Raw genomic sequence first — 26,308 nt, forward strand, 5'->3', positions numbered from 1 at the left:
CTACTTGGAGTAAAACCAAGCAACCGGCAGCGAACGGAAACGGCATGAGTATTGTCCCTTGCCCGGTCCACTCTCCCAGTAGCTCATGACGGCTCTATGGCCAACAAAAGTCAGGCTGGTATAGGAATATGTCCGCTGCGGGTTCGCTTCTAAATTATTCACGATCGTCCACGAATTCCCCTCATCACGGCTGATCGCGGCGGTCAGCGGCGTCCGTCTACCGCCATGCCCGGCGTTTTTGGTGTACGTGTTGTTCCAAATGAGCAGCAAGTCGCCAGTGGAGGGAATCCGCCGCAATGTGGCTGGGGCTTCGGGGCCTTGAACACCTAGCGACGTCATCTTGCTCCAGGTTTCGCCACCGTCTTCCGAGTAACTCTTGCCGACGAAGCCAAGTTGGTTCCGGACAAGCATCAATAAGCGACCGTCCTTCAGTTCGGCGACTTCCGGTTCCATCGCCCCACGTTTGGGTGCATCGACTTCACCTGTGCCTTTTCGCCAGGTGTGTCCGTTGTCATCGGAGAGATAACAGCGACAGACAAAGTGGTTCACCTTCTGCACATCCGGAGTGGAAGCGGCGGGGGCCAGCAATCGCCCGGACGACAGGACGGTGATCCGATCGTTATTGATCACATGATAGCCGTCGTCGGTCGTGACTGGGATGGGATCACGAAATGTCTCTGCTTCATCGGTCGAATGACGGACGAACATTTTGAGATCATCGTGGCTGTTCTTCTGGAGGTAGAACAGGCCAATTGAGCCGTCCGGAAGACGACGCAGCGTTACGCTCATCACGTTCATGCCGCCGGTGTTTTCCTGAAGAACTTTCTTCTCGCCCCATGTTCGCCCGCCATCAGACGATCGCCGCGCCACGATGTGGGCCTTCGCAAAATCGCTGCCACCGTCCTGAAACTCCGTAACCGCGAACAACAAATCCCCATTTCCCAACGCCACAATGGAACCTTCTGTGTAGCGAGGGTTCTTCGGTGTCGCCCGATACACGATTTGAGAAATGTCCTCTGTGACCTCCTGCGGCGGTGGCCCTGCGAGCATGAGCAGCGACTGTGCTGCACGATACGCAGCATCGGGGTGTTCATCGTCGAGCAAATCAACAAGCGAATCGGCAAGGCTCAGCGCCCGAGCATCACCGGCAAATGTGGCGGCGTACGTGCGGACGGCTCCGTCTTCATCTTTCAGGTTGGCAGCCAATGCAGCCAATCCTTCGTCGTCACCAAGGGTGGCAAGTGAATGATTGACATACGCCTTTAACAAGTCTTCTTGGCAACGCGGCAATTGTTTCTTCAACAATGGAACATCGCTGGAATCCCCAATACGTCCGAGAATCCAAACCGCGATTCGCAAGACGTTTGGGTCATCGTGATTGAGGGATTCTCGCAGATAGCTCATGGCCTGCGGATTCCCACATCTCCCTAAAGCTCCGGCGGCCATCAGTTTCTGCGGGATGTTCTGGTCTTGCTCAAACGCCTTCCGTAACGCTTTCCCATCGCCAATTTCGACCACTTTGTAAAGACTTTCGGCAGCATGCACGTGGCCATGCGGATCGTCACTGGACAGAATTTTCAACATGATATCTGCTTTGGCTCGGTCACCCGCTCGGACCAACTCGCGTGCGATTCCACAACGATGCTGGTCGTCTTTATCTGTCGCCAGTTTTGGCGTCAGAAATTCGATCACCTCCGCACCATGCCCGGCGAGCGTGAGTCCTTCGGCAGCGTGAATGGACGGCCAAAACTCCTCTCCACGCATTCCGACTCGAAGAACCTTCAGGCAGCGTTCACGAACCTGATCCGACAACACAATCCGGTCAGCATCCTCGCCATATGCGTGTGCCGAGACGGTCACAAACATCGCAGTCAATAGCAGTCGATATCTCATGACGATTTCTTTTCTAGGATGTCATTACCATGCGGTCCAGCCACCATCGACCAGTAGATTCTGGCCAGTGATATAGCTTCCTGCTCGACTCGCCAGTAACAGGGCAGCGCCTTTGAGTTCTTCCGGTTGGCCCATTCTGGCCATCGGACTTTTCTGTTTGAGTCGCTCGACCATTGCAGCCGGTGCCTTTTCGGACGGAAACGGCCCCGGACTGAGGCAGTTCACTCGCACGTTGTCTTTGGCCCAATAGACCGCAAGATGCCGAGTCATGTGAATAATGCCGCCCTTCAAAGTGTGATACTGAACCGGGCTGGCCGTGCAAATATCTTCATAGGCATCGGGGTAGGAGCCCACGACGCCATACATGGAACCAATCATCACGATCGCCCCAGCGACTCCACGCGACACCACATGATCACGCAGTTGCCGAGCCAGCAGAAAGTAGCCGGTTGCATTCTGAAGGTCTTCGGAAAATGCTTCGGCAGTGACATCCGTGACATCCATCGCATGCCCCTGCTGACCATTGTTGACCAACACATCGACTTGGCCTGCCGCTTCGACAGCTGCTGAAAATCCGTCGCTGATCGATTCTTCCGAAAGATGATCGAGCTCGACCCCGAAATGTGGCCCGTCACCCGACAGCGTTTCGGCGACAGCTTGTGCTCGCGAGAGTTCCCGACTTCCAGCGACCACCGTCGCCCCCGCTTCCGCGAAAGCCCGAGCCATCGACTGGCCGAGAAATCCAGTGGCCCCCGTGATCAGTACCGTCTGGCCCGTCATGTCGAAGAGTTGTTCAATCGTCGACTCGCTCATAGTTCTTCCCAGCCACCAGATTTCACGGAACGCAGCGTCGCCAAGTTCACCCGCAACGTCTGCAAGGCGTCTTCGAGCGAACAAGCCGGTCCGAGTTTGCCATTCAACTGATCCAAGAATGCATTCGCTTGCCGAATAAACAAGTCGTCACGTTCGAGCGAAAACGCTTCTTCCACTAGCCAATCGGAACCGGGTTCCACGCAGGACAACCAGCGATTGTTGTGCGACTCAAATCGAACAATTCCGTTCTCGCACATCACAGTCAGTGCGGATTCATTCGGTGCTTGATGCTGATTCAAACTAAACGACCCCAACAACGGCGGAATTGTCGCTGGCGAATCGCTCGTCGAGTTTTCTGTGAAGTCGTGTCGAGTCAACAAGTGGACGGTGTCTTCGACATCGACTCCATCGAGGACACAATGTTCCGCATCGGCGACCAGCCTCGTAATCGGCCCCACGATCCATTCAGCCGCGTTGACGGTATGCGTCAGAGCGTCCTGAATTGCCCCGCCGCCGGTTTCGTGTTTTGTGTAGTACGTTTCGCGATAAGCAGGTCGGTAGAGCGGAAAAAACTGACCGCCCGTGTATGAAATCTGCACCGGACGGCCGAATCGCTGCTGTCGCACGCATTCATGGATCGCCTGTAGTGCGGGGTGCTGTCGAAGCACGTAAGCCACAGAAACAGGAAGCTGATGTCCATTTGCTTCCGCAATCAATTCGCGAGTGCCTTCCAGCGAAATACTCAACGGTTTCTCAATGAGAATGCCACACCCGGACGCGACCAAATCCATTGCCATGCCGACATGCAAATGCGCTGGAGTACAAATCACGGCGCCATCAAATGTCGACTCGTTCAATGCGGATTCGAGTGAATGGAACGACTGTTGCAGTTGGTATCGTTCGGCAACCGTTTCACGAAGATCATCGTTGATCTCACACAACGAGACAGTCGCACGGCCGGAATTTTGAAAGCAGCGAACGTGTCGTTCCCCAATTGATCCGCCGCCGATGACCAGGATTTCTTTCATAGGGCATTACTTTGTACGGCTATTGACTAGAGACAGCAAATCAACTCGCGGAGTCGTTCGAAGGAAGGGGTACCATCAATCATCGTCTTTCAGCGGACGCAATTTATCGGCCATACAGTGATTAAACAGGTACAGCCCATCGACAGGTAGCACGGTGCCGGAGATATAGTCCGCGTCGGAACTTGCAAGGAAGACAGCTGCTTTGCCAATATCCTCCGGCAACCCAAGTCTCTTCCACGGAAGCTTCTTTCCCTCGGCAGCGATTGTCTCATCGGTAAACGTGACATGCTCGCCCGGGGTATCAATCCATCCAGGTTCGATGACATTGACATTGATCCGATGTGGTGCCAGTTCGACCGCAATGGAACGTGCCATGTGGTTCAAACCCGCTTTGGCGGCTCCATACGCGAAACAACGGGCAGTTGGTATCTCCGCCTGGACGCTCGAGATGAAGACGATTTTACCAGCCGTGTTCTGATTCACCATCTGTCGCGCGACGAGTTGGCTCATGTGATAACCACTCGTCAACGTGCCATTGATCGTGGCTTCAAACAGTTCCGGCGGGTAATCCAGAAACGCACCGCGACGACTGAACGCGGGATTGCTGACCAAAATATCGATCCGCGACGCGAAACGGATCGCCTCCGCAACCAAGAATTCGCATCCTTCACGCGAGAACACATCCGCCTCAACCACCTGGCATCGCCGACCGAGTTCTCGTATTCCCTCAGCAGTTGACTCCAAGTCGGGGCAACCTGGCCGATCGTTAAGGACGATATCGGCACCATTTCTTGCAAGTTCAATCGCGCAACCTTGACCGATGCCCCGACCAGCACCGGTCACGATTGCGATTTGATCTGTAAGTTTCATAGGCACACTATAAGACGGAGAAACCATGTTTGCGACGCACGTTCTTAGCGACTCTTTGGCTCATCGGATTCGGCTTCTAGTTGAACATAAGCAGCAGCCGATCGCCCGGACGCCAATTCCTTTGCTCGAATCTCCCAGACTCCCACGCGATCGTTGACTGCAAAATCAAAATCAATAGCGAGTTGCCCATTGGTCGCCGCATGATAACCAGTAAACTCCGATTCGACGCCTTCGGGATCGACGATCTTAACCTCAACCGGTACCACCGCATCGACAGGCTGACGTCCATCGGTCACAGCAATCGCCATGGTGATCGATTGCCTAGGGCGTGCCTTCTCAGGAACGTTAATAGTGACTTCACGAATGGGGCGTTCAGTGATCATCAGAACGCGACCTTCACACGGGCCGAGTTGTAGAGGTATCGACATGGTGTCGTTCTTTGTATCCACCATGATTTGACGACGATCAACGAGGTCGTAAACATAGCCAGATCGATCGTTGATTTTGATCGTGGTCTCCGACGGCAATCCGTCTTCCATTACCATTCGATAGTGACCAACATAAGTCCCAAAGTCACGGCGGTCATTGACGGCAAAGACATAGTCACTTGTGCCAAATTGGCGTCGACGTGTCATCACGTCGGAACTCGTCGAATCAACTTTGCGGGTGTAGCGGGAATCTAACCAACCACGCAAAGTCCATGCCGACTCCTGAAGCCGTTCGCGATCTTTGTCAGCTTGCTTCGTTCTTGAAAAGCGAGGAATCACAAAGTCGGGTTTGATTGCCGGGCAAACTTCGGCGTCTCCGACAACAAGACCTCCTGATTTCTGGAACTCTTGGATCGTGTGGACAACAGACTCGGTAAGGACATCACAATCCGGCATGACAAGGACTTTGACTCCCTTGAGCCCCCCTGACAGCAATGATTCTTCATAGAGAACGCGGGGTTGCAATTGAGCGTACATCAGGATGTGATACATATCACCCGCCCACGTATGGTTCCAACCATAAGTTCCCCGACGTGCAAACATCTGCGATGTGAAACTTTCAAGGAAGGCGACATCAGATTCCGCATCCGGAATCTGTATCAGTGTCGGCCCCAACGGTTCGACGATATCGTGAATGAGTCGCTTTAGCTCCAATTGCGTATTTGGATTGGTATAGCGATAGGCACCTGTTGAATCTGTCTCGACTAGCGATTGCCAACCATGATACATAATCCCTTTAATCGGCCGAGCAATCTTCCACCAGAACGCCTCTCGCATATGCATTGGTGCAATGCTGATGTAGTCGGCATCGGGGTCCTGATCAATCCACGGTGAACTCGCAACGTCTGACGATGATTGTTTCGGGGCGGTCTGCGAGCGATACCAAATCACTTGTGTCATCTTCATGACGTCTTGGTCGTGCCCGTTGACTCTCGCCATCTCAAAAAGCTCGTCGGTGCATAGTCCAATGCGAACCGGATCGGGATAGCTATAGGTCCAGTGTGCCAATACGTCCGCTGTTCCGCCGCTGCCACTGATACTCGGAACACGCACGGCGGGGTCGTGAAACGTCCAGAAGTTATCATGAGAAATGTTCTCGTAAAGTCCTTCATGAAGCTGAGTGTTCAGGCCATTCCATCCATCCCCGGTCTTCCAGAACCACTGCAGGTACTGCAGAATCGGATTGTCGTCAGCGATCACTCGGTCTTCAGGAAAGTCAGCCAAATTCTGCCACTTCACGCCATTCTTGATAGTGACCTCGGGCGGTGGCTCATGACCGGTAGCGTTCTGATAATCTTCGATCTCTCGAGGATGAAACGAGACCTGAGATTCTCCGCGGACCTCCGTGTGCAACAGTGCTGAACCAAAGGCCGGATGGTCGCCATATGCTCGACTCATCGCGGCACCGGTGTCGCGACAGAATTGTTGAACACGCGGAAACACTCCACTGATATCTTCACGACCGTAATGTTTACCATCACGATTGATTCGCAGAAACGGTTGACCAACTTTCGCACGTCTCAGCCATCGACCAGGAGATAGCGAGGCAACAATTTTCAAATCGTGCTCCAACGCCGTGTTCAACATCTCCCGGCTTGCCTGAATCGTTTCGGCAGAGCCAGGGAGTGCGTCGGCACCATCGTCCCAGACTTTTTGATAATCACACCGCAATCCCAGGCAGTGTGTAAATCCGATGTCCTTCAGACGCGGAATTTCTTTGATCACACCATCGACACCACCGATCCCCCACATCACAACGGGCATCTGATGTGGCAAGGGACGTGGTACGATCACAAACGGAAGCTTCGTTGTTGAACGAAAACCAGATTCTCCTCCACCCCATTGCGAAATCTCGACCGTGAATTCCGCATAGTACTCCCCCGGCTTCAAGGTCGTATCGACCGGAACGCTAATTGGGTAAGTCTCTCCCTTAGCAAGGTCTGGAACCGACAATGGCCTGGATGCCCCATTCGGCAGTCGGGCGGTCACGACTGCTCCATTGAGAGCCGAGCCGGTCTGGTTTTTGAAAGTTGCAGTCAGCTTGGCGTCTTCCGACATTCTCACGTAGACGAATCGTTTGACATCCGGAACGAAATTCACCGGACGGAATTCGCGAATTCCTTTCGTGATTCGAACTTCGTCAATGAACCCAGGAAACCCACGGTAGAGTGATCCAACACGATCACCGATCGACAATGGACGCACAGCCGTCGCCATTGGCCCTGCCGTCGCATCATACGACTGCCCCTGAGATTCGCCATTCACGAAGAAGGCTACCGTACCGCGTGCATCATATGTGAACGCCACATGCTGCCAAACGCCCGCCTCGAAAGAAAAGGGGTCGGAATACCACGCGCTGGTCGAGCCTCCGGTACCAATCTGCAACGAGAGTCGCCGAGTTCCATTTGAACTGGCTTTGGACAAGCTCAACATGAATCCAGTGTGGTTCGCCGGAATATACTTCATGTCTAAGAGTACGGGAGCCATGCTGAGCGGAAACTCTTTGGCGTCTTTGCCTCGGATCCACATCTCGACTGTGAATGCTCCCCCGGGAGACAAGACCGGGGATCGAGTGATATGCAGACTATGACTTTCATCGACAACGGGATAACCGGCCGAACTCTCGAGGCATTTGCCAAATCGACCGTCGGCATTCTGTGTCGCCCCTCGCATCGTTGCTTTGTGACCATGGGAAGACGAATCCAAACCGAAGGTCGCCTCGCCCCCGTCAAACTTCCACAGTCCTAGCACATTTGGCCCGGTAGCCTCATCGCCCGAATACGGTACCCACCACCGAACTGCGGAATCCTGCGCGACGGCAACGGAACCAAGGAATAGGCTTAGAACAACACAGGCAAAGAATTCTCGCAAGTACATCGAGTGACTTTTGGATTTCAAGAATGTCGGTTAATGAACCAGGTACCACAACAGCAGGCAGTCTTAGTTATGGAATGGCAGCTACTCAAAATTCATTTTACTACTAATCTAGCCAGCGTATGCAGGAAGGCTTTGGAATCGACACTGGCTCACCGGTGGGGGTCAAAGCTCCCGTATCAGAGTCGATCGCGAATACCACGAGATTGTTGCCTGGCATGTTGGCACACAGCACCCAACGGCCATTTGGCGTGACGAGTAGGTTTTGAGGGCCACTTCCTAGACTCGGTGCAATACGACTTAATGTCAGGCGGCCATCCTCAGCAATCTTATAAATTGCGATACTATCATGACCACGATTTGTCGCGTAGAGAAACCGGCCGTCGGGTGTAATCTTCACATCGGCAGTGTGCGTTCGCCCGGAGAATTCCTTTGGTAGCGTCGAGATCACTTGTTTCTTCTCAAGCGTGCCATCATCAGCGTTATAGTTGAAGAACGCGATCGTGTTACTCAACTCATTCACGACATAGACTCGGCGACCATTCGGATGGAACGTCAAATGGCGTGGCCCTGAGCCGGGTGGAAGTTTAACAAACGCTTGCGCAGGATTGGCAGTCATTTCGGCCGTATTCGCTTTCAGGCGATAGACCAAGATCTTGTCGATTCCCAAGTCGGCTGCCAATGCAAAGCGGTGATCGGGACTGACGACAATACAATGCGCGTTCGGCCCGGTTTGGCGTTTTGGATCGACGCTAGACCCAGTATGCTGCAAAAAGCTAGCAGCCTTTCCGAGTGAACCATCCTTCTCAATCGGCAACGCTGCGATACTGCCAGTCGAATAGTTGGCGACGACAACAGTCTTTCCCGTCGCATCGACATCCAAGTAACACGATGCTGTTCCTAAAGCTGACTGACGATTCAACCGGGTCAGCTTTCCATCTCGGCCGTTAATCTTGTAGGCCGCTACGAATTCATTTTCCGTCCCGCCAAACTTCTCGGCATCAATGGAATAGAGGAATTCACCATTGGGCGAAATCGCTAGAAAGAAGGGATTCTCAACATCAGTCGTTCGATTTAAGAGACTGAGCTTGCCAGTTTTCTGATCGAAGCTGTAAGCATGGATTGCACCTTCATTCCCCGACGTAAACGCTGAAACAAAGATGACAGGGTCAGCCGACACCGCAGTACTGGACATTATCACAAGCCCAAAAGTCAGTAAGATTCTATGCATGAATTCGTCTCGCATCGTCCCCAATAGTCTGTATTGTCATACCAGAACCGCATCAGAAACTAACAAGTTTGTTGGGACGGCATTGAGTGTCGAACAAAAGCTCCATGAACTCAACGGAATGTAAACGATACCCAATTGCCGTCACAATCATCGCTCTACAGAAGTCGACCTAGTCAAGATTTACTCACGCGGCGTCTGCTTGAACGACTCTGCGCCGGCTTGCAAAACATCCTTCATCGCTGCGAAGTCACCGCCCCGTGCGAGCAATTGGGCGCCTTGACGCTGCCGTTTGGCGAGATCGTCCACGGTGCCAACTGGTGTACCCCATGCAATTCCGTGACGTTTGCAGGCGGCGGCGACGGCTTCAAATGCGGCCTCCAATGTCAATTCAGTCTCCGTCTGACGAATTCGAAGTCCTAAATCCCCTGGACCAACAAAGATGCCATCCAAACCGGGCGTTGCAGCGATGGCCTCAATGTTTTTAATCGACTCTGGCGTCTCGGCTTGAACGACGAGAAACGTTTCGTTGTTGGCCTCCGCGAGGAACTCGTTGACACCATCCATTCCGTTCACGAAGTAATCAGCGTCGAGCCCAGCCCCATCCAACCCTCGATCACCAACCGGCGGAAATTTCACCGCACTCACCAATGCGGCCGCCTGTTCGGCCGTGTTCACATGAGGAATCATCAGACCGGCAGCACCGTCCTCAAGATATCGATAGAGTTTGGTTTTCTCTCGTGTGGACGGTCGCACCATGATGTCAATGTCGTGCAAATGAGAATGTACGAGGAGCGTCTGCACATCTCGTTCTGTGAAGTTGCGATGCTCACAATCGAGCCAAATGCAGTCGTACTCATAATGGGCCGCAAATTTGACGTATGCGGGAACGAAGTGACCAAGACAGCACATCCGAACGGTTTCGTTATTCGCGATGCGGGCCAGCGTTTTGCTTTTTCTCATTGAAGACAGACCTTAAATTGTCGTAGGAATGAGATCAGTGTGACCGATCGTGGAGCGTCAAACAAGGTGGACCATAGGTGAACTCCGGAAAACTCCCCGGACAAATCCACCAAGAAACTAGTGATGCCCAACCAAAATCGGCAGCAAGTTCTCTTACCTCATCATGCTGTTTGATCAACTTCTTACCACGTACGATTTTTCGTGAACGGGATCGCCGGACGCTTCATCTTGCTATCAACATCGCAAAAGCCCTAAGGCTCCCAGATCTTCCGAACCTCCCGCCACTGATCGAGTGTTCTCGTGGGATACCAACCAGACATCTCATACTCTTGAAAATCATAGTCGCCGGCATGACCAACCGTTTGATCGGCAGGACAATTCTGAGGAAAAACACCCGCAGTACGAAATGAATCTGAGACTCCCTCGTCATGAACGACCTCTTGACGCCATGTAATCGTCCCCAATGTCTATTCGATGCCATCCCTCGGTTGTGTCTCTCAGCCGGGTTGCCGACTTGCATCATTTTGACGGTGTGGAAACGGTGTCGTGTGCGGTCTGCTGCAGAAAGGTTGCATAGTCGGCTTCAATTTCTTTAGGCATGAAGCTGTTTCCGACAACACTTTCGTTGAAGAAGGTTTCAAACCAGACACATCCCAACAAGTACTTACCCGCGACACCTGCATGATGGCCATCCATTCTCAACTTCCACTGGCCATTGTCCTGCTTCCGCCACCGCCAGCCGACATGCAATGAATGCGTTTGGTCTGGTCGATTGGGGTATTCGGCATTTGCGAAGTCAAAGTCGCGGTCGATGCGGTAGCCCCACGTCTTGTCGGTGTCTGCCCGATACATGGCGTCTCCGCTCGGGAGGACTTGCAATTTCAACTCCTTAGCCAGCGCGTGATAGGCGTCACGAACCTGCTGATACATCACAGCATGAGTGTGAGGTTCGCGACCTTTGTTTGCTGGTTTGAATCGTGGATCGTCTTTGCGATACGCCCAAATTTGATGAATGAAAATCGTCGCGTTCGGGGCGTGCTTGCGGATGTAACGAACGATATTGTCGGCATACGGTTGATACGTCCGTAAATCGTGACTCTTATAGCTCACCTGCTGGATTGTGATAAAATCCCATCGATCTTTGACAAGCATGTCTTTAAGCGAATACTTTCCGCCGCCATATGGAGAACCGTCTTTGTCGCTTGGGTCGGCCTCAAACTGGGCAACATGTCTCCAGTGACGTTCCAACGTGCATCCCCCAAGATTTGCTTTCCCGACGACAAGCTTGTGCCCAGCGGATTCGACGAGCTGGGGGAGATATGTCAGAGCATTGTCTGCAAAACTATTACCAATTGTCAGCAGCCGAACCGCCTTCTGTTCGGCTTGAACATGGGAATTAAATCCGAAAAGGAACAGCAAAGTGAAGGCGAGAATCTTTACAGACTGACGCAGCTTCTTTAGGAACTTCAATCGTAAGAATTTTTGCATCGTTCGCAGTCTATTTGGAAGTTCTTAGTGGTGATTTCAAACTGGTACTGAATAGAGATCACAGTTTCGCTGACACGTTCAGCTCTTGCTTCAATACATCCATCGTCTCACGTTGTCGTTTCTCGACGAACGCTCGCGCTTTAGCCGCTTTGGCTTTGGCAGCGGCCGGATTCTTTGCCATCTCGAGGACGGTCGGCACAATCATTTTCCGGTCGGTTGCCGAATCGTGATCGAATAGCCAGTCACCGAGCCCAATATCTTCCCACATTAATCCTTTGGAGGTCTGCTCGGCGAAACGGCACACAATCGCTGGCACGCCATGCCCGATGCACATGATGGGCGAATGCATTTCGTTTCCGAACAAGCCGGCGCTACGGATGTAGACACTCACCGCTTCGCCTGTCAGCCAATAATCCGGTCGCCAAACCACACGATCGAGGACATTCTTGGGCAGTTTGTCGATCAGCATTTCCTTCCCCACCGCCATTTGCGTGCGGTCTTCGGGACAAACAAGCACCTTGTGATTGGTGTGCTTCACAACCTCAACAATCGCTTCACGCAACGGGGCATGGTCGTGTTCTTTCATCTCTTCGTTTCGCGCATGCTTGACGGGATCAAACTTCACATGCTTTTTGATCGTCCAATACGGCGTGTAACGCAGTCGTGGAATGCAACAGAGGAACTTGCCTTCTTCGAGACCGTTCGCTGCGAGGAATGTCTCTGCTTTTCTCGCATTACGCAAATCACAGGCAAATGCACCGTCCGGGCCGAATTCCATCACCGGTGACTTCGCTCCTAGCTTTTTCGCTAACGCAAGTGATTTGCTGTCTCGAAAGAATACAAAGCGAGCCTGGCTCAAAACGTCGACCGAACGTGCCATCGCATCTTGTGATTGGGCCGAGGTCGAAGAAGACTTCTTCAATGGCAACGTGATACCGTAGATTCCATAGGGTTTACCAGTCTTCTCATGCCAGTGAACCAGATCGCGTTGTGCCACGACCGACGCCCCCGATCCATGTAGTAGGAAATCACATTCGTCGAAGGCACGATCCAGTTCTTGACTACCTCGTTTCGCAATTTTGAGTTTTGGGAACTCGCGGAGCAGCAGTTCTTCGACACCATTGTCCAGCAACGACGGCCATAACGTGACTTCTGCGTCCGGCAAATGCTGACGCAAAATGCTAAGCACGCCCGGCGTATGTGCGATGTCACCAATGTTCACCGTCTGCCAAGACGAGCGAAGCAGGATCCGCGGTGGTTTCGAGGAGTTCGCGAATGCTGACTGACACGCCAGCGTCCCAGCCATCAGAGCGGCGGAAGATTGGAGAAATTCACGACGACGAATGAGCGGCATACTGCGTTCCATATTTGTCTGACCACTTGACGAGGTTTGATTCTTGCTCAGCAACAAGCAGAAAATTGAGCAACGGCCGAGCCTTTGCCCATCCACAAACACATACAATATAGAAGAATGAATAGACCAAGCGAAGGGCACCGAAACCGTGAAAGTGCTTTTGTCGACGACAGCGTTGGGCTGCTTGCTGGCCAACCTGGCCTTGGTTCTGTAAAGCGGAAGCCAAGTCAAGAATCGGTAGAAACGAGAATTGTTTTTGCCCAAGATGATGGATGACACGAGTGGCTATCAGTAGTTTGAAGCCCAGACCGATTTCACTGGTCGCATTGGTCAAGAAGTCGCTAGGAAAAGCAAATCGGGACGGGGGTTTGTTGGAACTGGTTGAAGTACGATAGAATCAGCTCGAGTTAATCACACGAACTTCACTGATGCCTCCGAGGAAAAAGAAAATATGAAACGCCGGCCGATTGCTGGAATCGTTATTGTGGTGCTGTTCAACCTCAACGCCGCCGAGCCTTCTTTCGTTACAGCCGAAGAACTTTTTCCCGATGAACTGGTACACTTTGTTCCGTATCAACGGTATCCATTGTTCGCAGGAACCGACTCCGAGACATGGGACCGGAAAATACGGGAACGTGGTTACATTCTGCGACACAACGACGAATGGCATCTGTGGTATACGGGCTACAACGGTGAACGAACTGCAACGAAAATGCTTGGATATGCCACCTCACTAGACGGCTTGAATTGGAAACGCCACCCAGACAATCCAATTTATCAAGCAGCTTGGACCGAGGATGTCCATGTCGTACGTCATGACGATCTCTTCTATATGGTCGCCGAAGGCCGTGACGATATTCCACATATGCTAACTTCGCGGGATGGTGTCCATTGGACGGAAGTTGGCCGACTCGATGTCCGCCAGCGCGACGGTTCACCAATATCCCCTGGCCCCTACGGAACACCGACGTTGTGGATCGAAAAGGACACCTGGTACCTATTCTACGAACGCCGTGATCAGGGCGTCTGGCTGGCAAAATCGACCGACCGTAAAGTATGGACGAATGTCAAAGACACACCTGTGATCGGTCTTGGACCTGCTGAGTATGATCGACATGCGATCGCATTGAACCAAGTGATTGGCTATCAAGGACGGTACTACGGTGTCTATCATGCCAATGGGCATCCAAGCTGGAAAGGTCCTTGGACGACGTGTCTAGCCGTTTCAGATGACTTGGTAGACTGGAAGAAGTATCCCGGCAATCCGATCATCCGCACCAACAACTCTAGCGGTCAACTCGTTCATGATGGGGAGCGGTATCGACTATACACAACACATCCCGACGTGCGAGTCTATTTCCCTCCGAATTTCACTCCTACAAAGTAGTTCTTAGAAGGTTTCTCAATGATGAAATTTCCAATGACAAGCTGGGTCGTATTTGCCACTGTGACATTGCAATCGACTTTAGTTTTGCCCCGAGCACTGGCCGATGCCCCCACATCAAAGACAATCTCACTATTCAACGGCAAAGATCTCGAAGGCTGGTATCCCGACGTTCCAGATGCAGACAAGAACCCAAACATTCAACCGAGCTTCATCGTTCGCGACGGGAAGCTCGTGAGCATGGGAGTGCCACGCGGTCACCTCATCACGAAGAAGTCATTTCAGAACTACCGCCTGGAAGTCGAATACCGCTTCCCGGGAAAACCTGGCAACTGTGGTGTCTTGGTGCATACAGATGGCAAACGCCCTCGCGTGCTCTACGGAATGTTTCCGGCATCGCTAGAGGTACAGATGCAGCATCAGGCCGCCGGCGATTTTTGGTGTATTCATGAGGATATCAAAGTCCCCAATATGGAAGCACGCCGTAAGGGCCCCAAGGAGAATTGGGGAGGCAAGCAGGGCCAGTCGCGTCACATTACAAATCTCACTGACGATAGCGAGAAACCGTTGGGTGAGTGGAATCGAATGGTCATTGAATGTCTCGGCGACAAGATCCGCGTTTGGGTCAATGGTGATCTTGTCAACGAGGGATATGACTGCACAGCCACCGAAGGCCAAATTTCTTTGCAGGCCGAAGGAGCCGAGGTCGAATTCCGTAAACTTGAGTTGACACCTATCAAGTCGAGTCCCTAACGGTGGAGTGACACAAACTGAGAATCAAATAAAACCCGGCTTATTTGAGTTGTGACCACAGACTTTCGCAATACAATGTGAACCTCGATAGTCTTCCGAAAAGTAGTCAAGCGGGGTTCACGGAAATTGATCATGCAAGACAAGCACGCAACGCGGCGACAACTCTGCTTTCATCGGCACATCGTTTTATGTGTTGGTCTGACGGTGAGTTGGCTTATTGTTGCCAGTTCGCACAGTGCGGCGGCCGAATTACACATTGGTGGTTCGACTGTCAGCATCACGCCCGACAAACCGGTCGCTTTGTCGGGCCAAATGCGAACTCGGATCGCGAAGGAGGTTGAAACTCCTGCAACCGCAACGGCGTTGGCGTTGGAATCGCGTGACGGCGACAAAATCCTTGACCAAGCCATTATGGTGTCATGTGATCTGGTCGCAATCCGCGAAGGAATTCTTGAAAAGGTCCGGGAGCGGTTGAGGGGAAAGCTCACGGACTTCGACACCAAGAAACTTTTCCTCAACGCGACTCACACTCACACAGCACCGGTGATGCGGGAAGGTGCGTATCAACTGCCAAAGGACGGAATTATCCAGCCTAAAGAGTATGTTGAATTCCTGGCCGATCAAGTTGCGGATGCCTCCATCAAAGCGTGGCAAACTCGGAAGCCGGGACGTGTTGGCTGGGGCCTCGGGTATGCCGTTGTCGCATTAAATCGCCGTAGCGTCTACGCCAACGGCACAGCTCAGATGTATGGTGCGACAAACAAAGCAAACTTCCGCGTCATTGAGGGCTATGAAGATCACGGTGTCGAGGTGCTGTGTTTTTGGGATGAAAACGACAAGTTGTTCGCGACCGCAATCAACGTAGCTTGCCCCTCGCAGGAGGTCGAAGGACGCTCCGCTGTCAATGCCGACTTCTGGCATCAAGTGCGGGAACGTTTGCGTAAGAAGCACGGCAAAGACCTGCTCGTGCTCGGTTGGACCGGTGCGGCGGGCGATCAATCTCCCCATTTGATGTACCGCAAAGCTGCCGAAGAACGAATGCGAAAACTGCGTGGTCTCGACCGTCTCGACGACATCGCTCGTCGAATTGTTTCAGCCTGGGAAGAGGCTTACGCCGGTGCAAAGCAAGAACGTCATCGCGACGTTGTGCTCGTTCACAAAGTCCAGGAAATCGAGTTGCCTGAGCGAATCGTGACGAAGAAAGAAGCAACGGACATCAGAGCAAAAGTAGCCGAACTTTCGAAGGATCCTCGGAACCAACGACGAACGCTCTGGCATCAAGCGGCCGTCGATCGATTCGAACGCCAACAGGCGGGAGACATTCGGACTTATCCAATGGAACTTCATGCCATTCGGCTTGGCGACGTCGCTATCGCGACGAATCCGTTCGAGTTGTTCACCGATTTTGGCATCCAAATGAAGGCACGCAGTCCGGCGTTACAAACATTTATTGTGCAATTGGCTGGTCCTGGTTCTTACGTCCCTAGTAAACGTGCAGAACTCGGAGGCGGATACAGTGCGATTGTGGAAAGCAACAAGGTCGGTGCAGAAGGGGGCAAGTTCTAACCGACCGCACAGTGAACGTGCTGAATTCTATATGGAAAGCAGACTAGGATCGGCACGTCGATTGTATACAAGAATGTGTTGCAGCCCGCAATCACATGGGCGTCTTTTTGAGGGTACCGATTCGAGTGGCAACACTAAGACTTGACCAAGTTGAGCTACTACACGTCCAGCGTCGTCTGGCACATCCCTTCCGAATCAGCTTAGGGGCGGTTACGGCTCGCGAGTTTGTTGTGTTGCGAGGTCGAGCAGACAACTTGGTCGTCTATGGTGAGGCGAACATTGATGCTCGGCCATTCTATGCCTCCGAAACGGTGGCGACCGTCTGGGACATTATCACAGAGGTATTGTTGCCGCCATTGTTAGGGCGTTCGTTTGGTTCTATCGAGGAAGTGTGTCAGACTTGGCAATCAGTGCGTGGTCATGACTATGCAAAGGCTGCTGTCGAGCATCTCTACTGGGATTTGCTCGGTCAGATTCAGGGCGAATCGATTCAGCAATTGCTCGGCGGTCAAGGAGAGACCGTTGAAGTTGGCACGAGCCATTCCATCCAGGCGGACACACAAACCTTTCTTCAAGACATCGAGTCGGCTCTCGAACTTGGCATTCGGCGAATTAAGATCAAGGTCCAACCTGGTTGGGATGATCAGCCACTGGCGATGATTCGAGAACATTTTGGCGAGATCACACTCATGGCTGACGCCAATGCAGCGTACCTGCCGGAGCATCTCGATCATCTCGCCAAACTCGACCGGCATGAAATGCTGATGCTCGAACAGCCTCTTCCGTCGCTAGACCTTGTCCACCACCGCGAGTTGGCGAGCCGACTCAACACGCCACTATGCCTGGACGAAGGCGCACACGACCTCTCGATGGTTGAGAATGCCGTCACGTTCGATGCCTGCAAGATTGTCAATATCAAGGTCGGGCGTGTCGGCGGATTGTCGCAGGCCAAACGGATTCACGACTGGTGCCATGCACGTCAGATTCCCGTGTGGTGTGGTCGGCGAACGGGCTCGGGGATATCCATGGCTAGCGAACTCGCCCTGGCTACACTCCCGGGTTTCCGTCACCCGGCGGATCACGGTATCGAACTGGTGCAGGAGACGCTGGATCACTTCGTCGACATCACGCAGTTCCATCGCGCTGGTGCTGAAGTCCGTGTTCCCGTCGAGCCTGGAATCGGCGTATTAGTCGACGATGCAATGCTCGATCGATTGTCCCTCCGTCGACTGTTGTGCGAGTCATCAACCCACCAAATATAGATTCAAGACCCGCTGTTCGTTCAAGCTTTTGCTTTGGTCAGCCAACGATCGAGTTGGTTGGCGAAGACTTGCTTGTCTTTCGCATTGTAGTTTGACGGACCACCCGTGATCTGTCCTCCTCCGCGAAGTTCGTCCAGAAGATCACGGGCCGCAAGTCGTGCACCGATATTTGCCTCCGTGTACAGTTCCCCGCGAGGATTCAAAGCCTGACCGCCCGCTGCAACGACATCAGCCGCTAGCGGAATATCGGCTGTGATTACCAAATCACCAGGCTCTACCCGTTCGGCGATATATTGATCCGCGACGTTTGCCCCCGATGAAACCTGCACGCTATCAATGAATTCGGAGCGGGGGATACGGAGCGGCTGATTGGCCACGAGCGTGAGTCGTGTTTCCGTCCGCTTCGCCGCTCGATACAACAGCTCCTTAGTTTCTTGCGGACAAGCATCGGCGTCGACCCAAATCTGCATTCTTCGTCCTCTCTTTTCGAGATCATTCGTCGGTAAATATGGCCGGATCAAGTGGACGTCCCTGGCTCTTCATTCGGTCTTGGCTCCGGACGGTGACGTGCATTGTGCAAGAGTCCGCTGCCGCGATCCAATGCTGAGTTGCCGAACTTGGCCCGGACGGCGTCGGCGACTTCATCCAGTTGTTGCTGCTTGTGATGACCGTCCTCTCCAAACAGCGTTTTCTGCACGTATGCGTTCGTTGAAAAACTGCTAACACCGACTCCCAACAGACGAATCCCCGGGTGCCGTTGCCTCAACACCTGCATCAAGAGTTCGCTCGCCGCTTCCCAAATCTCGCCGGTAACATTGGTGCTGCGTGCCAAGGTTTTGGCTCGGGTGATGGTCCGAAAGTCGGCGAATCGGAGTTTGAGGTTCACGGTCCGGCCACGTCGTTGTTGCTGCCGTAGTCGCCGTCCCACGTGTTCGGTCAGTTCCAGTAACCACGCGCGAAGGGCTTCGCTATCGGAGATATCCGCCGCGAACGTTGTCTCATGAGAGATGGACTTCGCTTCCCGATCAGGGACGACCGAGCGTTTATCATGTCCCCTGGCCAGTTTGGCGAAATGGTTCCCCTGCTGACCAAAGTGTTGATGAAGAACCTGAGGATCGAGTTGCCGCAGTTCGCCAATGGTCGTGATGCCCAAACGGTCGAACGCACTTCCAGTGACTTTGCCGACTCCCCAAAGACGTCCAATCGGTAAAGGATCGAGAAACTCTTCGATCCGATCCGGTTCCACGACCACCAATCCATCCGGCTTTCGTAGATCGCTGGCGATCTTAGCTAGAAATTTGTTCGGAGCCACACCCACAGAGGCCACCAAACCGGTTTCCGACCAAATGTCGTGTTTGATCTGCCTCGCGATCTCGGCCACGGAGCCCAAAAGCTTCACGCTACCGGTCACATCGAGGAACGCCTCATCCAAGGAGAGAGGTTCGACCAGCGGTGTGTAGCGGAAAAACACATCACGAATCTGCCGGGAAACCTCGGCGTAGAAACGCATGCGAGGCCGAAGCACAACTGCGTCGGGGCAGAGCCGAAGTGCTGTCGCGGTCGGCATCGCACTATGGACCCCAAACTTCCGTACGACATAGTTGGCAGCCGCAACCACCCCGCGTCCCTCCGGAGTGCCCCCCACGATCACCGGCCGTCCGACGAGTCGGGGATTCTCCCGCTCCTCGACCGAGGCGTAAAACGCATCCATATCGACATGGAGAATCATGGTGTCTCGTAGTACGAATATTTCCAATAGGGCTCGGGCAGATCACTCGTCCCATTATAGGGCATGGAGCTACAAAACGCCGAAATTTACCACGGTGCGTACATCACATCCGTCCGCAGGACATACTTCCGCCCCCGAAGAACGGGCTCGCCTTTGTGGTAGACGTGGTGGGCAAAGCAAAGTGCCGTGCCGGTCTGCGGGGAGACATGGAAAGGGTCGAAGGGTTCGCTGGAGTACGAATCGTCGAAGGACGTTTCTCCTCCCTCAAAGCCATCGTTGAGGTAGATCATCCATGTCCAGAAGCTGCGTTGATTGTTCTCACGCTCGAACGGAATATCCCGATGCCAATCGAACTGCTCACCGGGATCATAACGGTAGAACCGCAACCGCTCGTTGAGACCGATGGGATGAAAAGGCTCGTTCAGCTCGTCTTCGATCTCCATAGGCATAAGGTCCTCGACCCGTTCCCAGAGTTCCGCTGCCAATTCTGGTGAGTCGAAGACGACCCGCTGATTGTTCCGCACATCGGTCCGCAGAACATGACCGCTCGGGGAACTGACCAAGGCGTCTTCGTAGCCGATCGACTCGCTCCAGTCGATGTAACGCAGGCATTCCTCTGGAGAAAGGAAATACTCGATCACAAATATCTCGTCAGTCAGCCAATCCGGTTCACACAAAACGTTCTCTCCTAGAGAAGAAAGGTTTATCCTTCTTGGCTCTACGATCGGGCGGACGTCTATTTTCACGGGCAGCAAAAAATGTCCCCAGTTCGATGACCTAATTAGGCGGGCAGCAAAATCTACTAGAACACAGTCGACTCCGCTTCAGGAACCGACCTCCCGGCCTCGTCGACTGTGTCCGTCCAAGTCAACTAAGCGTCGTTGCTTGAGGCCAAGGTTTTGCGGGCCATGTAACGTGGTATTGAGTGTGGTGAAACGACACGGACGTTCCGGTATGGTGGAAACTCTATCATCAGTCAAAGGTCGCTCGGAGAAATCAGTATGAGAATTACGCTGCTCATCGCTTGTGGAATTGCTGGATTTTGCTCGGCATCGTTGTCGGCGGCCGATCGTCCGAACGTCCTGTTGATTGCGATCGACGATCTCAACGACTGGACCGGTTGCCTGGGCGGGCATCCTCAAGCCGACACCCCGCACATCGATGCTTTGGCGAAGCAGGGCACACTGTTTACGAACGCTCACTGTCAAGCTCCGATCTGCAATCCGTCTCGGACGAGTGTGATGCTCGGTCTGCGTCCTTCGACCACCGGCATCTACCAGAACAGGCCGTGGTTTCGCACGACGAAACGCAACCGTGATCGCATCACGCTGCCGCAATACTTTCGACAACACGGCTACAAGACGTTGACGACCGGCAAGATTTATCACGGCTCGCGGGTCGATGAGGCATCGTTTGAAACAGTAGGACCGCGACCAGGGCAACGATTGAAAATCGACGACCGTCTGGTGCAGATCAGAGGAACCGGCAGTGGGTTGTGGGACTACGGTCCGCAGCAGTATGCCGAGGAGAATTTCAGCGATTTCAGCGATGCATCTTGGGCCATCACTCAGTTGCAGCGGGATCACAAGCGGCCGTTTTTTCTGGCAGTCGGTTTCTATCGCCCGCATGTGCCGTGGTACGCTCCGCAACGCTTCTTTGACACTCGACCGCTGGCGGATGTGAAACTTCCGCTAGTCAAAGACGATGATCGCGACGATCTTCCACAGGCCGCGATTGCGTTGACGAACAACCCCACGCCGCCGTCGCATCAGTGGTTTGTCGAGAATATGCAGTGGCGGGCTGCCGTTCAAGCGTATCTGGCTTCCACGAGTTTCACGGATGCTCAGGTGGGGCGATTGTTAGATGTCTTCAATGCCAGTCCCTACGCGAAGAACACGATTATTGTGCTTTGGTCCGATCACGGGTTCCATCTGGGTGAGAAACAGCGATGGGCTAAGCAATCTTTGTGGGAACGTTCCACGCGAGTGCCCTTTATTATCTGTCGACCCGGTCAAAGTGGTGGGCAACGCTGTTCCCAGGCGGTGGAGCTGCTGAGCATCTATCCGACGCTTGTCAAACTCTGCGGACTGCCCGCACGCGATGATTTGGAAGGCGTCGATCTGTCACCGCTGCTGGCTGATCCCAAAGCCTCATGGAAACGACCAGCGATTAGCACGTACGGACGAAATAATCACGCCATCCGTTCCGAGCATTTTCGGTATATCCGCTATGCGGACGGTAGCCAGGAATTGTACGATCACCGCAACGATCCCCAGGAATGGAAGAACCTCGCGGGTGATCCGGCCTTTGCGAAGACGATCGCCGAACACGCGAAATGGCTGCCGCAGACGAACGTGGCTAATGCGGCAAAGAAGTAGCAAGACAGTTGCCGTTCCGTCAGGCAATCACGAGAGAACGCGAGAGAGTTCGATCACTGCTGCAGACGAATCAACCCATGGTCGCCTGCAGACATTTGTGGTGTTGGTCTTTGCAGAAAATTCTTTGATAAACCGCCGTGTCGAAGCTTGTGAGCGATTCGACCGGCGGCTTATGCAATTTCAGTCAATCTGAAGAAACCGTAATCGGTCGGCTGAGTTTGTGATTGCTCAAAATCAGCTCTCGCATGGACCGCTTGCCAGCGTCGCCGACGTCGATCGTGAGAGTCCGTTTCGGTAGAAAAAAGTCTCCGACTTCTGTCCAGGTAAAGAGATTCGACCGCTGCGACTGGATGTCCCCCGTTGCCGGGTCGCGATAGACGACGGCACTCACTTGCGGCAGAAACGTTCCTTCGGGTGTTTTGAACTGATCCAGATTTGTGATCTCGAACCAACTTTCGTCCGACTTTCTCAGCACTTCATGAATCGTGCCATCGACCAGCCGAAAAACTCCCGAGCCATCCTTCTGAGCGATGAGCACACCCGGCCCATCATCGCCCGTGTCCGCGAAGGCGTAGCCACGATCAGACATTTTGCTAGGGCGACGATGAGAAATGACCGACCGAAGTTTTGATTTCACCCACGGTTCGCGGGCGGCATCGTCAATGTTCAATTCGTATTTCAAGTCGGCTTTGACAATGATTTTTCCAGCGTAAGATTCGCCGTCAGTCGTCACGACAATGTCTGCCGTGAAACCTGGGAAGTCACGCCAAACGGTCCGGGCGTTGTGGGCTTCGTGCATGTAGTCATAAGCCGAACGACTAGCTGTCGGCTTCGCGTCCCAGCCGAATGCGGGAACGCTGCCGAGCAACATCATCGCAACCAAACACCGCATCGCGACGCTCCAAGCGAGTGAAGAGAGAAAACTGTTCATAGAATTTTCAGTAAAAACCCCAAAATGGAAACGAGCAACACAAATCGTTCACTCAGAGCCGCGACGCAAACAACCAGCATTTTCAGACTACTCACCGTCGACGTTGAGGACTTCGACTTCGTCGAATTTCCCGAACGCCATGCTGGCTCCTCCGACGACGATCAAGCGTGACTTGTCGAGAGGAAGCATCCGGTGGAAGAACCGAGCAGTGGGAGTTTGGGCGATGATTTCCCATTTCTTGCCATCTTTCGAGAGACGTTGCAAGTCGCCATTGATGGTACTGGTGTAAAGCCGACCGCCAGTGGCAAATGCAGACGCGCCGAAGCCGGTCATTCCACCAGAGAAGCGACCGCGACGATTATCTTCGCCTTCCTCCTCCGCCGGTTTCTCGGTCATCACCAAGCTCGGCCCCTCCGCCCATTCGCCGGACTTTGGATCGAAGACATCGACGCGGGTTGTCGGTCCGCCGGTTTCTTGCATGCCGCCAATCGCATAGACCTTGCCATCGTGAGCAGCCACAGCCAATGCTCGGCGTTGGAACGGAGGCGTTGGCAACGCTTTCCACTCTGGCTTCTTCGCGTCGAGGTCCATCGACCAAGCAGTTTTGTGCCACTTGCTTTCGTCGTCACCGGCGAGCTGCCAACCGCCAATGACGTAGATCGTGTTGTTCAGAACACAGGCATCGAATGAAGACCGCGGTTCCGGCAGCGACGGCATTTCGTTCCAGGCGTTCGATTCCAAATCGAAAGCGGCGACCGAATCCTGCGACCACAGATCGTGCTCTTCGCCTTCAGCGTTTTTCGCGGTGAATCCACCGATTCGGTACAACTTCTCGCCATTTGTCACCAAGGCCAACCCTTGCAAGCCAGGACCATCCGCAAGTTCGTTCCATCGGCCGGTTTTGAGATTCAACCGCAGTAGCTGACGCCCCTGTTCCTCATTTGAGTAGGAGTGAGCTGAACCCGTATGACCACCATAGATGTAGACATTGCCGTCGAGAATAGCACCGCCGAAACTGGTCACAGATTGCTTGAGTGGATCGAGTTTGAGATCGGCAACGGCCTTCTTGCGTGCTGGTTTGACGCGAAGTGCGACGGTCGTGTAGTGCCGAGTTTCTGGGTACGGTTTGCCGTCCAATTCTCCAGCTTCGTCTTCAACGTGCTTGGCACGAATCGAATACATGCCTGGCTTACCCAGACCAATCGACACTTTGCCGGACTTGTCGGTGGTGCCGTTGAAGTCGGCTAGTTCCGGCCCACTTGCGACCACTTCACTGCCGACCACAGGCTTCCCGTTGAACTTGACTTGGAGCACAACGCCGTCTTTGGTGGCTTTGGGAACCACATCCAACTTCAAGGCTTTGGAACAGTCTGCTTTGCTCCAGGCTTTGGAACCTAATACAGGACCAGTTTTGGCGTAGTACTTTAGGCGGAATTTGGCGTCGCCGCGATCCATGACTCCGAGATCATGCGTCGCGATCACGACTCCTCTGTTCGCTTGCTTCTTGGTGAGGTCAACCGAAACCGACTCATCCGTTCGATTGATTTTCAAAACAGTTGGCTCGCCCTTTGGACCGACGAACCAAGTTTTCATTCCTTCGGTGTAACTCAGGAATGATGGGTCAGCGGGCGATGCATCTTCACCGAAATAGACCTCCACGCGTTTCGTGTCACCAGCACTCGACTGAGGCACGAGAAAAATAAAGTGAGCCTGTGCAATAGACGCCGCACTCGCCACCAGAAGAGCCGAAGCGAGGCCGAGAAAACCACTGCGAATCAATCGTTGTTTCATATCGAATGTCCTTAAATGCAGGGAGAAATTTGCTTGTGATCAATGAATTAGTGAATTGTCCACACCGTTAGTTGGTCGCCTCGACGAATGACGACCCGTTCGCCGGCAACCGCGACCCCGTACAACACTGGCCCCGAAGATCGACCACGGCCGGACTCGGGAGCGTCATCGGTAGGAGCATCCCAGGCGGCTTCGGAACTCAATGCTTCGTATTCTTCGCCGTCAGCAATTCCGCGGATGCTGCCACCTTTCCCAAAGAACAAAATTTCGCCGCCAATAGCGACCGGTGTTGCCCAAATGCTTTCTTTGAGCCGTTTGGCGTAAACCTCGTCACCGGTCTTCAGATCGAGGCAGTATACAACGCCGGTTGCATTGACGTAGTAGCACCGATTAGCGATGGCGATCGGTGAACCGAACGAAGACGTCGCCCGCTTGGCCTGCCAGACGTAATCGGCTTGCCATTTCCCATCGGAGGCTTGAGTGATTCCAATCACGCCGTTCGATTTTGCGGCTGATCCGGAACTGGCTTCGCCGCGTCCGACTGTCGCACCTTGCAGAAATCGACCATCGCCCAATGGAATTGGTGTCGGTGACGAATTTCCCGAGATGCCATCAAACTCCCAAAGTCGTTCGCCGGTAGTAGGGTCAAGGCCAACTAAATGACCGATGCCGCTGAGCACCAAATGATGCCCATCACCGACCGGAACCAATCGCGGACTGGCCCAACTGGTCGCACCAATGCCGGCGACTTTCCACACGGTCTTGCCAGTCTGTTTGTTGATCGACATGACATAAGGGTCTTCGGAACGTTCCACCCAAACGAATGCACTGGTGTCGGTCTGCTCAACAGATGCTGAAAGACCATGCCGAGCATCCAGCGGACCAAACTCTTCGACGAGGTCACGTTCCCATCGGACTTTCCCATCGTGCGTCAAAGCGATTAGGTTTCCGCCCTCGAAGAAACACACTAGCCCATTCGCATCTGCTGCGGGCGTGGGAGCGGCTCTGCTCACGTAGCTGGTGTTCTCTCTAGGCGTCGCGTTTTTGAGATCGTGTTGCCACAGTTTACTGCCGTCACTCAGTTTGTAAGCAACGACATGATAAGTTTCCTTCTGAGGACCGCTGACGGATGTCACGTAGACAGTTTCTCCCCAGACCACCGGTGACGATTGGCCATACCCAGGAATGTCTTGCGACCATCCTTGCTTCCATTCGAGCGTGTCAGTATTCGCAGGAACGGCTAAAGTGCCGCCGTTCTGAAACGAGGTCCAATTGTCCGCAGCGAATCCGAGCGAAGCCGGGTACGTAACCGCCAGAAGCATTGCGGCGAAACCGCACGACGCGAATTTCGCTCGCATTAAGACGACGCCCAACGCCGCCAGTCCACCCACCGCGAGCATCGCCAAATCAATTGCAATGAGAATCATTCGAATCCCTCAAAAGAACAATAAAGCGGAGGGTTGTTGGCCCGAAGCAACTTCAACGAGAGTGCCAACGATACGGAACTTCACCATC

At 53.5% G+C, this 26,308-nt stretch carries 20 protein-coding genes; 5 read left to right on the forward strand and 15 right to left on the reverse strand.

Annotated elements, in window-relative coordinates; translation table 11 throughout:
- From G6R38_RS25640 to G6R38_RS25680, 9 genes are all read right to left on the reverse strand, one after another.
- The gene (locus G6R38_RS25640; RefSeq protein WP_166831655.1) at positions 1-1,893 is read right to left on the reverse strand and encodes an exo-alpha-sialidase; all 1,893 of its coding nucleotides are present in this window, start codon (positions 1,891-1,893) and stop codon (positions 1-3) included.
- 24 nt (positions 1,894-1,917) lie between these two features.
- Complete coding sequence (locus G6R38_RS25645) at positions 1,918-2,706, reverse strand: SDR family oxidoreductase (protein WP_166831656.1); 789 nt, start codon at positions 2,704-2,706, stop codon at positions 1,918-1,920.
- Positions 2,703-3,734 (reverse strand): Gfo/Idh/MocA family protein, encoded by a 1,032-nt coding sequence (locus G6R38_RS25650; protein WP_166831657.1) that lies wholly within the window; start codon positions 3,732-3,734, stop codon positions 2,703-2,705. The genes G6R38_RS25645 and G6R38_RS25650 overlap by 4 nt, the downstream gene beginning before the upstream one ends.
- 75 nt (positions 3,735-3,809) lie before the next feature.
- Complete coding sequence (locus G6R38_RS25655) at positions 3,810-4,604, reverse strand: SDR family NAD(P)-dependent oxidoreductase (RefSeq protein ID WP_166831658.1); 795 nt, start codon at positions 4,602-4,604, stop codon at positions 3,810-3,812.
- 44 nt (positions 4,605-4,648) lie between these two features.
- Entirely contained in the window at positions 4,649-7,969 is a 3,321-nt protein-coding gene (locus tag G6R38_RS25660; protein ID WP_166831659.1) for a LamG-like jellyroll fold domain-containing protein, read from the reverse strand.
- Between the two features lie 103 nt (positions 7,970-8,072).
- Positions 8,073-9,161 (reverse strand): lactonase family protein, encoded by a 1,089-nt coding sequence (locus G6R38_RS25665; protein WP_240928383.1) that lies wholly within the window; start codon positions 9,159-9,161, stop codon positions 8,073-8,075.
- Between the two features lie 216 nt (positions 9,162-9,377).
- On the reverse strand, positions 9,378-10,157 hold the full coding sequence (locus tag G6R38_RS25670; RefSeq protein WP_166831661.1) for an HpcH/HpaI aldolase family protein: 780 nt from the start codon (positions 10,155-10,157) through the stop codon (positions 9,378-9,380).
- 519 nt (positions 10,158-10,676) lie between these two features.
- Positions 10,677-11,645, reverse strand: coding sequence for a DUF4886 domain-containing protein (locus tag G6R38_RS25675; RefSeq protein WP_166831662.1), 969 nt, complete (start codon positions 11,643-11,645; stop codon positions 10,677-10,679).
- 58 nt (positions 11,646-11,703) lie between these two features.
- The gene (locus tag G6R38_RS25680) at positions 11,704-12,951 is read right to left on the reverse strand and encodes a polysaccharide pyruvyl transferase family protein (RefSeq protein WP_390881476.1); all 1,248 of its coding nucleotides are present in this window, start codon (positions 12,949-12,951) and stop codon (positions 11,704-11,706) included.
- 499 nt (positions 12,952-13,450) lie between these two features.
- On the opposite strand from G6R38_RS25680, the gene G6R38_RS25685 reads away from it, so the two are divergent.
- From G6R38_RS25685 to menC, 4 genes are all read left to right on the forward strand, one after another.
- Positions 13,451-14,386 (forward strand): glycoside hydrolase family protein, encoded by a 936-nt coding sequence (locus G6R38_RS25685; RefSeq protein ID WP_166831664.1) that lies wholly within the window; start codon positions 13,451-13,453, stop codon positions 14,384-14,386.
- An 18-nt stretch (positions 14,387-14,404) separates the two neighbouring features.
- Entirely contained in the window at positions 14,405-15,136 is a 732-nt protein-coding gene (locus G6R38_RS25690) for a 3-keto-disaccharide hydrolase (RefSeq protein ID WP_206028728.1), read from the forward strand.
- Positions 15,137-15,268: 132 nt separating this feature from the next.
- Positions 15,269-16,702: a hypothetical protein gene (locus G6R38_RS25695; protein WP_166831665.1), complete on the forward strand. Its 1,434-nt coding sequence runs from the start codon at positions 15,269-15,271 to the stop codon at positions 16,700-16,702.
- 125 nt (positions 16,703-16,827) lie between these two features.
- Positions 16,828-17,964 carry an o-succinylbenzoate synthase gene (gene menC, locus G6R38_RS25700; protein WP_166831666.1) on the forward strand — a complete coding sequence of 379 codons (1,137 nt, stop codon included), beginning with the start codon at positions 16,828-16,830 and terminating at the stop codon, positions 17,962-17,964.
- Positions 17,965-17,984: 20 nt separating this feature from the next.
- On the opposite strand, the gene G6R38_RS25705 is transcribed toward menC, so the two are convergent.
- Genes G6R38_RS25705 through G6R38_RS25715 form a run of 3 tightly spaced genes read right to left on the reverse strand, consistent with a single transcriptional unit; the run spans position 17,985 to position 20,370 of the window.
- Positions 17,985-18,434, reverse strand: coding sequence for a YaiI/YqxD family protein (locus G6R38_RS25705; protein ID WP_166831667.1), 450 nt, complete (start codon positions 18,432-18,434; stop codon positions 17,985-17,987).
- A gap of 47 nt (positions 18,435-18,481) precedes the next feature.
- Positions 18,482-19,720: a DNA polymerase IV gene (gene dinB / locus G6R38_RS25710; protein ID WP_166831668.1), complete on the reverse strand. Its 1,239-nt coding sequence runs from the start codon at positions 19,718-19,720 to the stop codon at positions 18,482-18,484.
- A gap of 59 nt (positions 19,721-19,779) precedes the next feature.
- Positions 19,780-20,370: a 2OG-Fe(II) oxygenase gene (locus G6R38_RS25715; RefSeq protein ID WP_166831669.1), complete on the reverse strand. Its 591-nt coding sequence runs from the start codon at positions 20,368-20,370 to the stop codon at positions 19,780-19,782.
- Positions 20,371-20,694: 324 nt separating this feature from the next.
- Between G6R38_RS25715 and G6R38_RS25720 the strand changes: the two genes are divergently transcribed.
- Entirely contained in the window at positions 20,695-22,071 is a 1,377-nt protein-coding gene (locus tag G6R38_RS25720) for a sulfatase (protein ID WP_166831670.1), read from the forward strand.
- A 184-nt stretch (positions 22,072-22,255) separates the two neighbouring features.
- Here G6R38_RS25720 and G6R38_RS25725 read toward each other — a convergent pair whose 3' ends face one another.
- The 3 genes from G6R38_RS25725 to G6R38_RS25735 all read right to left on the reverse strand — a co-directional run bounded on the left by G6R38_RS25725 (position 22,256) and on the right by G6R38_RS25735 (position 26,220).
- The gene (locus tag G6R38_RS25725; protein ID WP_166831671.1) at positions 22,256-23,002 is read right to left on the reverse strand and encodes a DUF3386 family protein; all 747 of its coding nucleotides are present in this window, start codon (positions 23,000-23,002) and stop codon (positions 22,256-22,258) included.
- Positions 23,003-23,089: 87 nt separating this feature from the next.
- Positions 23,090-24,793: a Kelch repeat-containing protein gene (locus tag G6R38_RS25730; RefSeq protein WP_166831672.1), complete on the reverse strand. Its 1,704-nt coding sequence runs from the start codon at positions 24,791-24,793 to the stop codon at positions 23,090-23,092.
- A 47-nt stretch (positions 24,794-24,840) separates the two neighbouring features.
- Positions 24,841-26,220: an outer membrane protein assembly factor BamB family protein gene (locus tag G6R38_RS25735; protein WP_206028730.1), complete on the reverse strand. Its 1,380-nt coding sequence runs from the start codon at positions 26,218-26,220 to the stop codon at positions 24,841-24,843.
- Between the last annotated feature and the right edge of the window lie 88 nt (positions 26,221-26,308).

Source organism: Thalassoroseus pseudoceratinae, from assembly GCF_011634775.1.
In the GTDB taxonomy this organism is placed as follows: domain Bacteria; phylum Planctomycetota; class Planctomycetia; order Planctomycetales; family Planctomycetaceae; genus Thalassoroseus; species Thalassoroseus pseudoceratinae.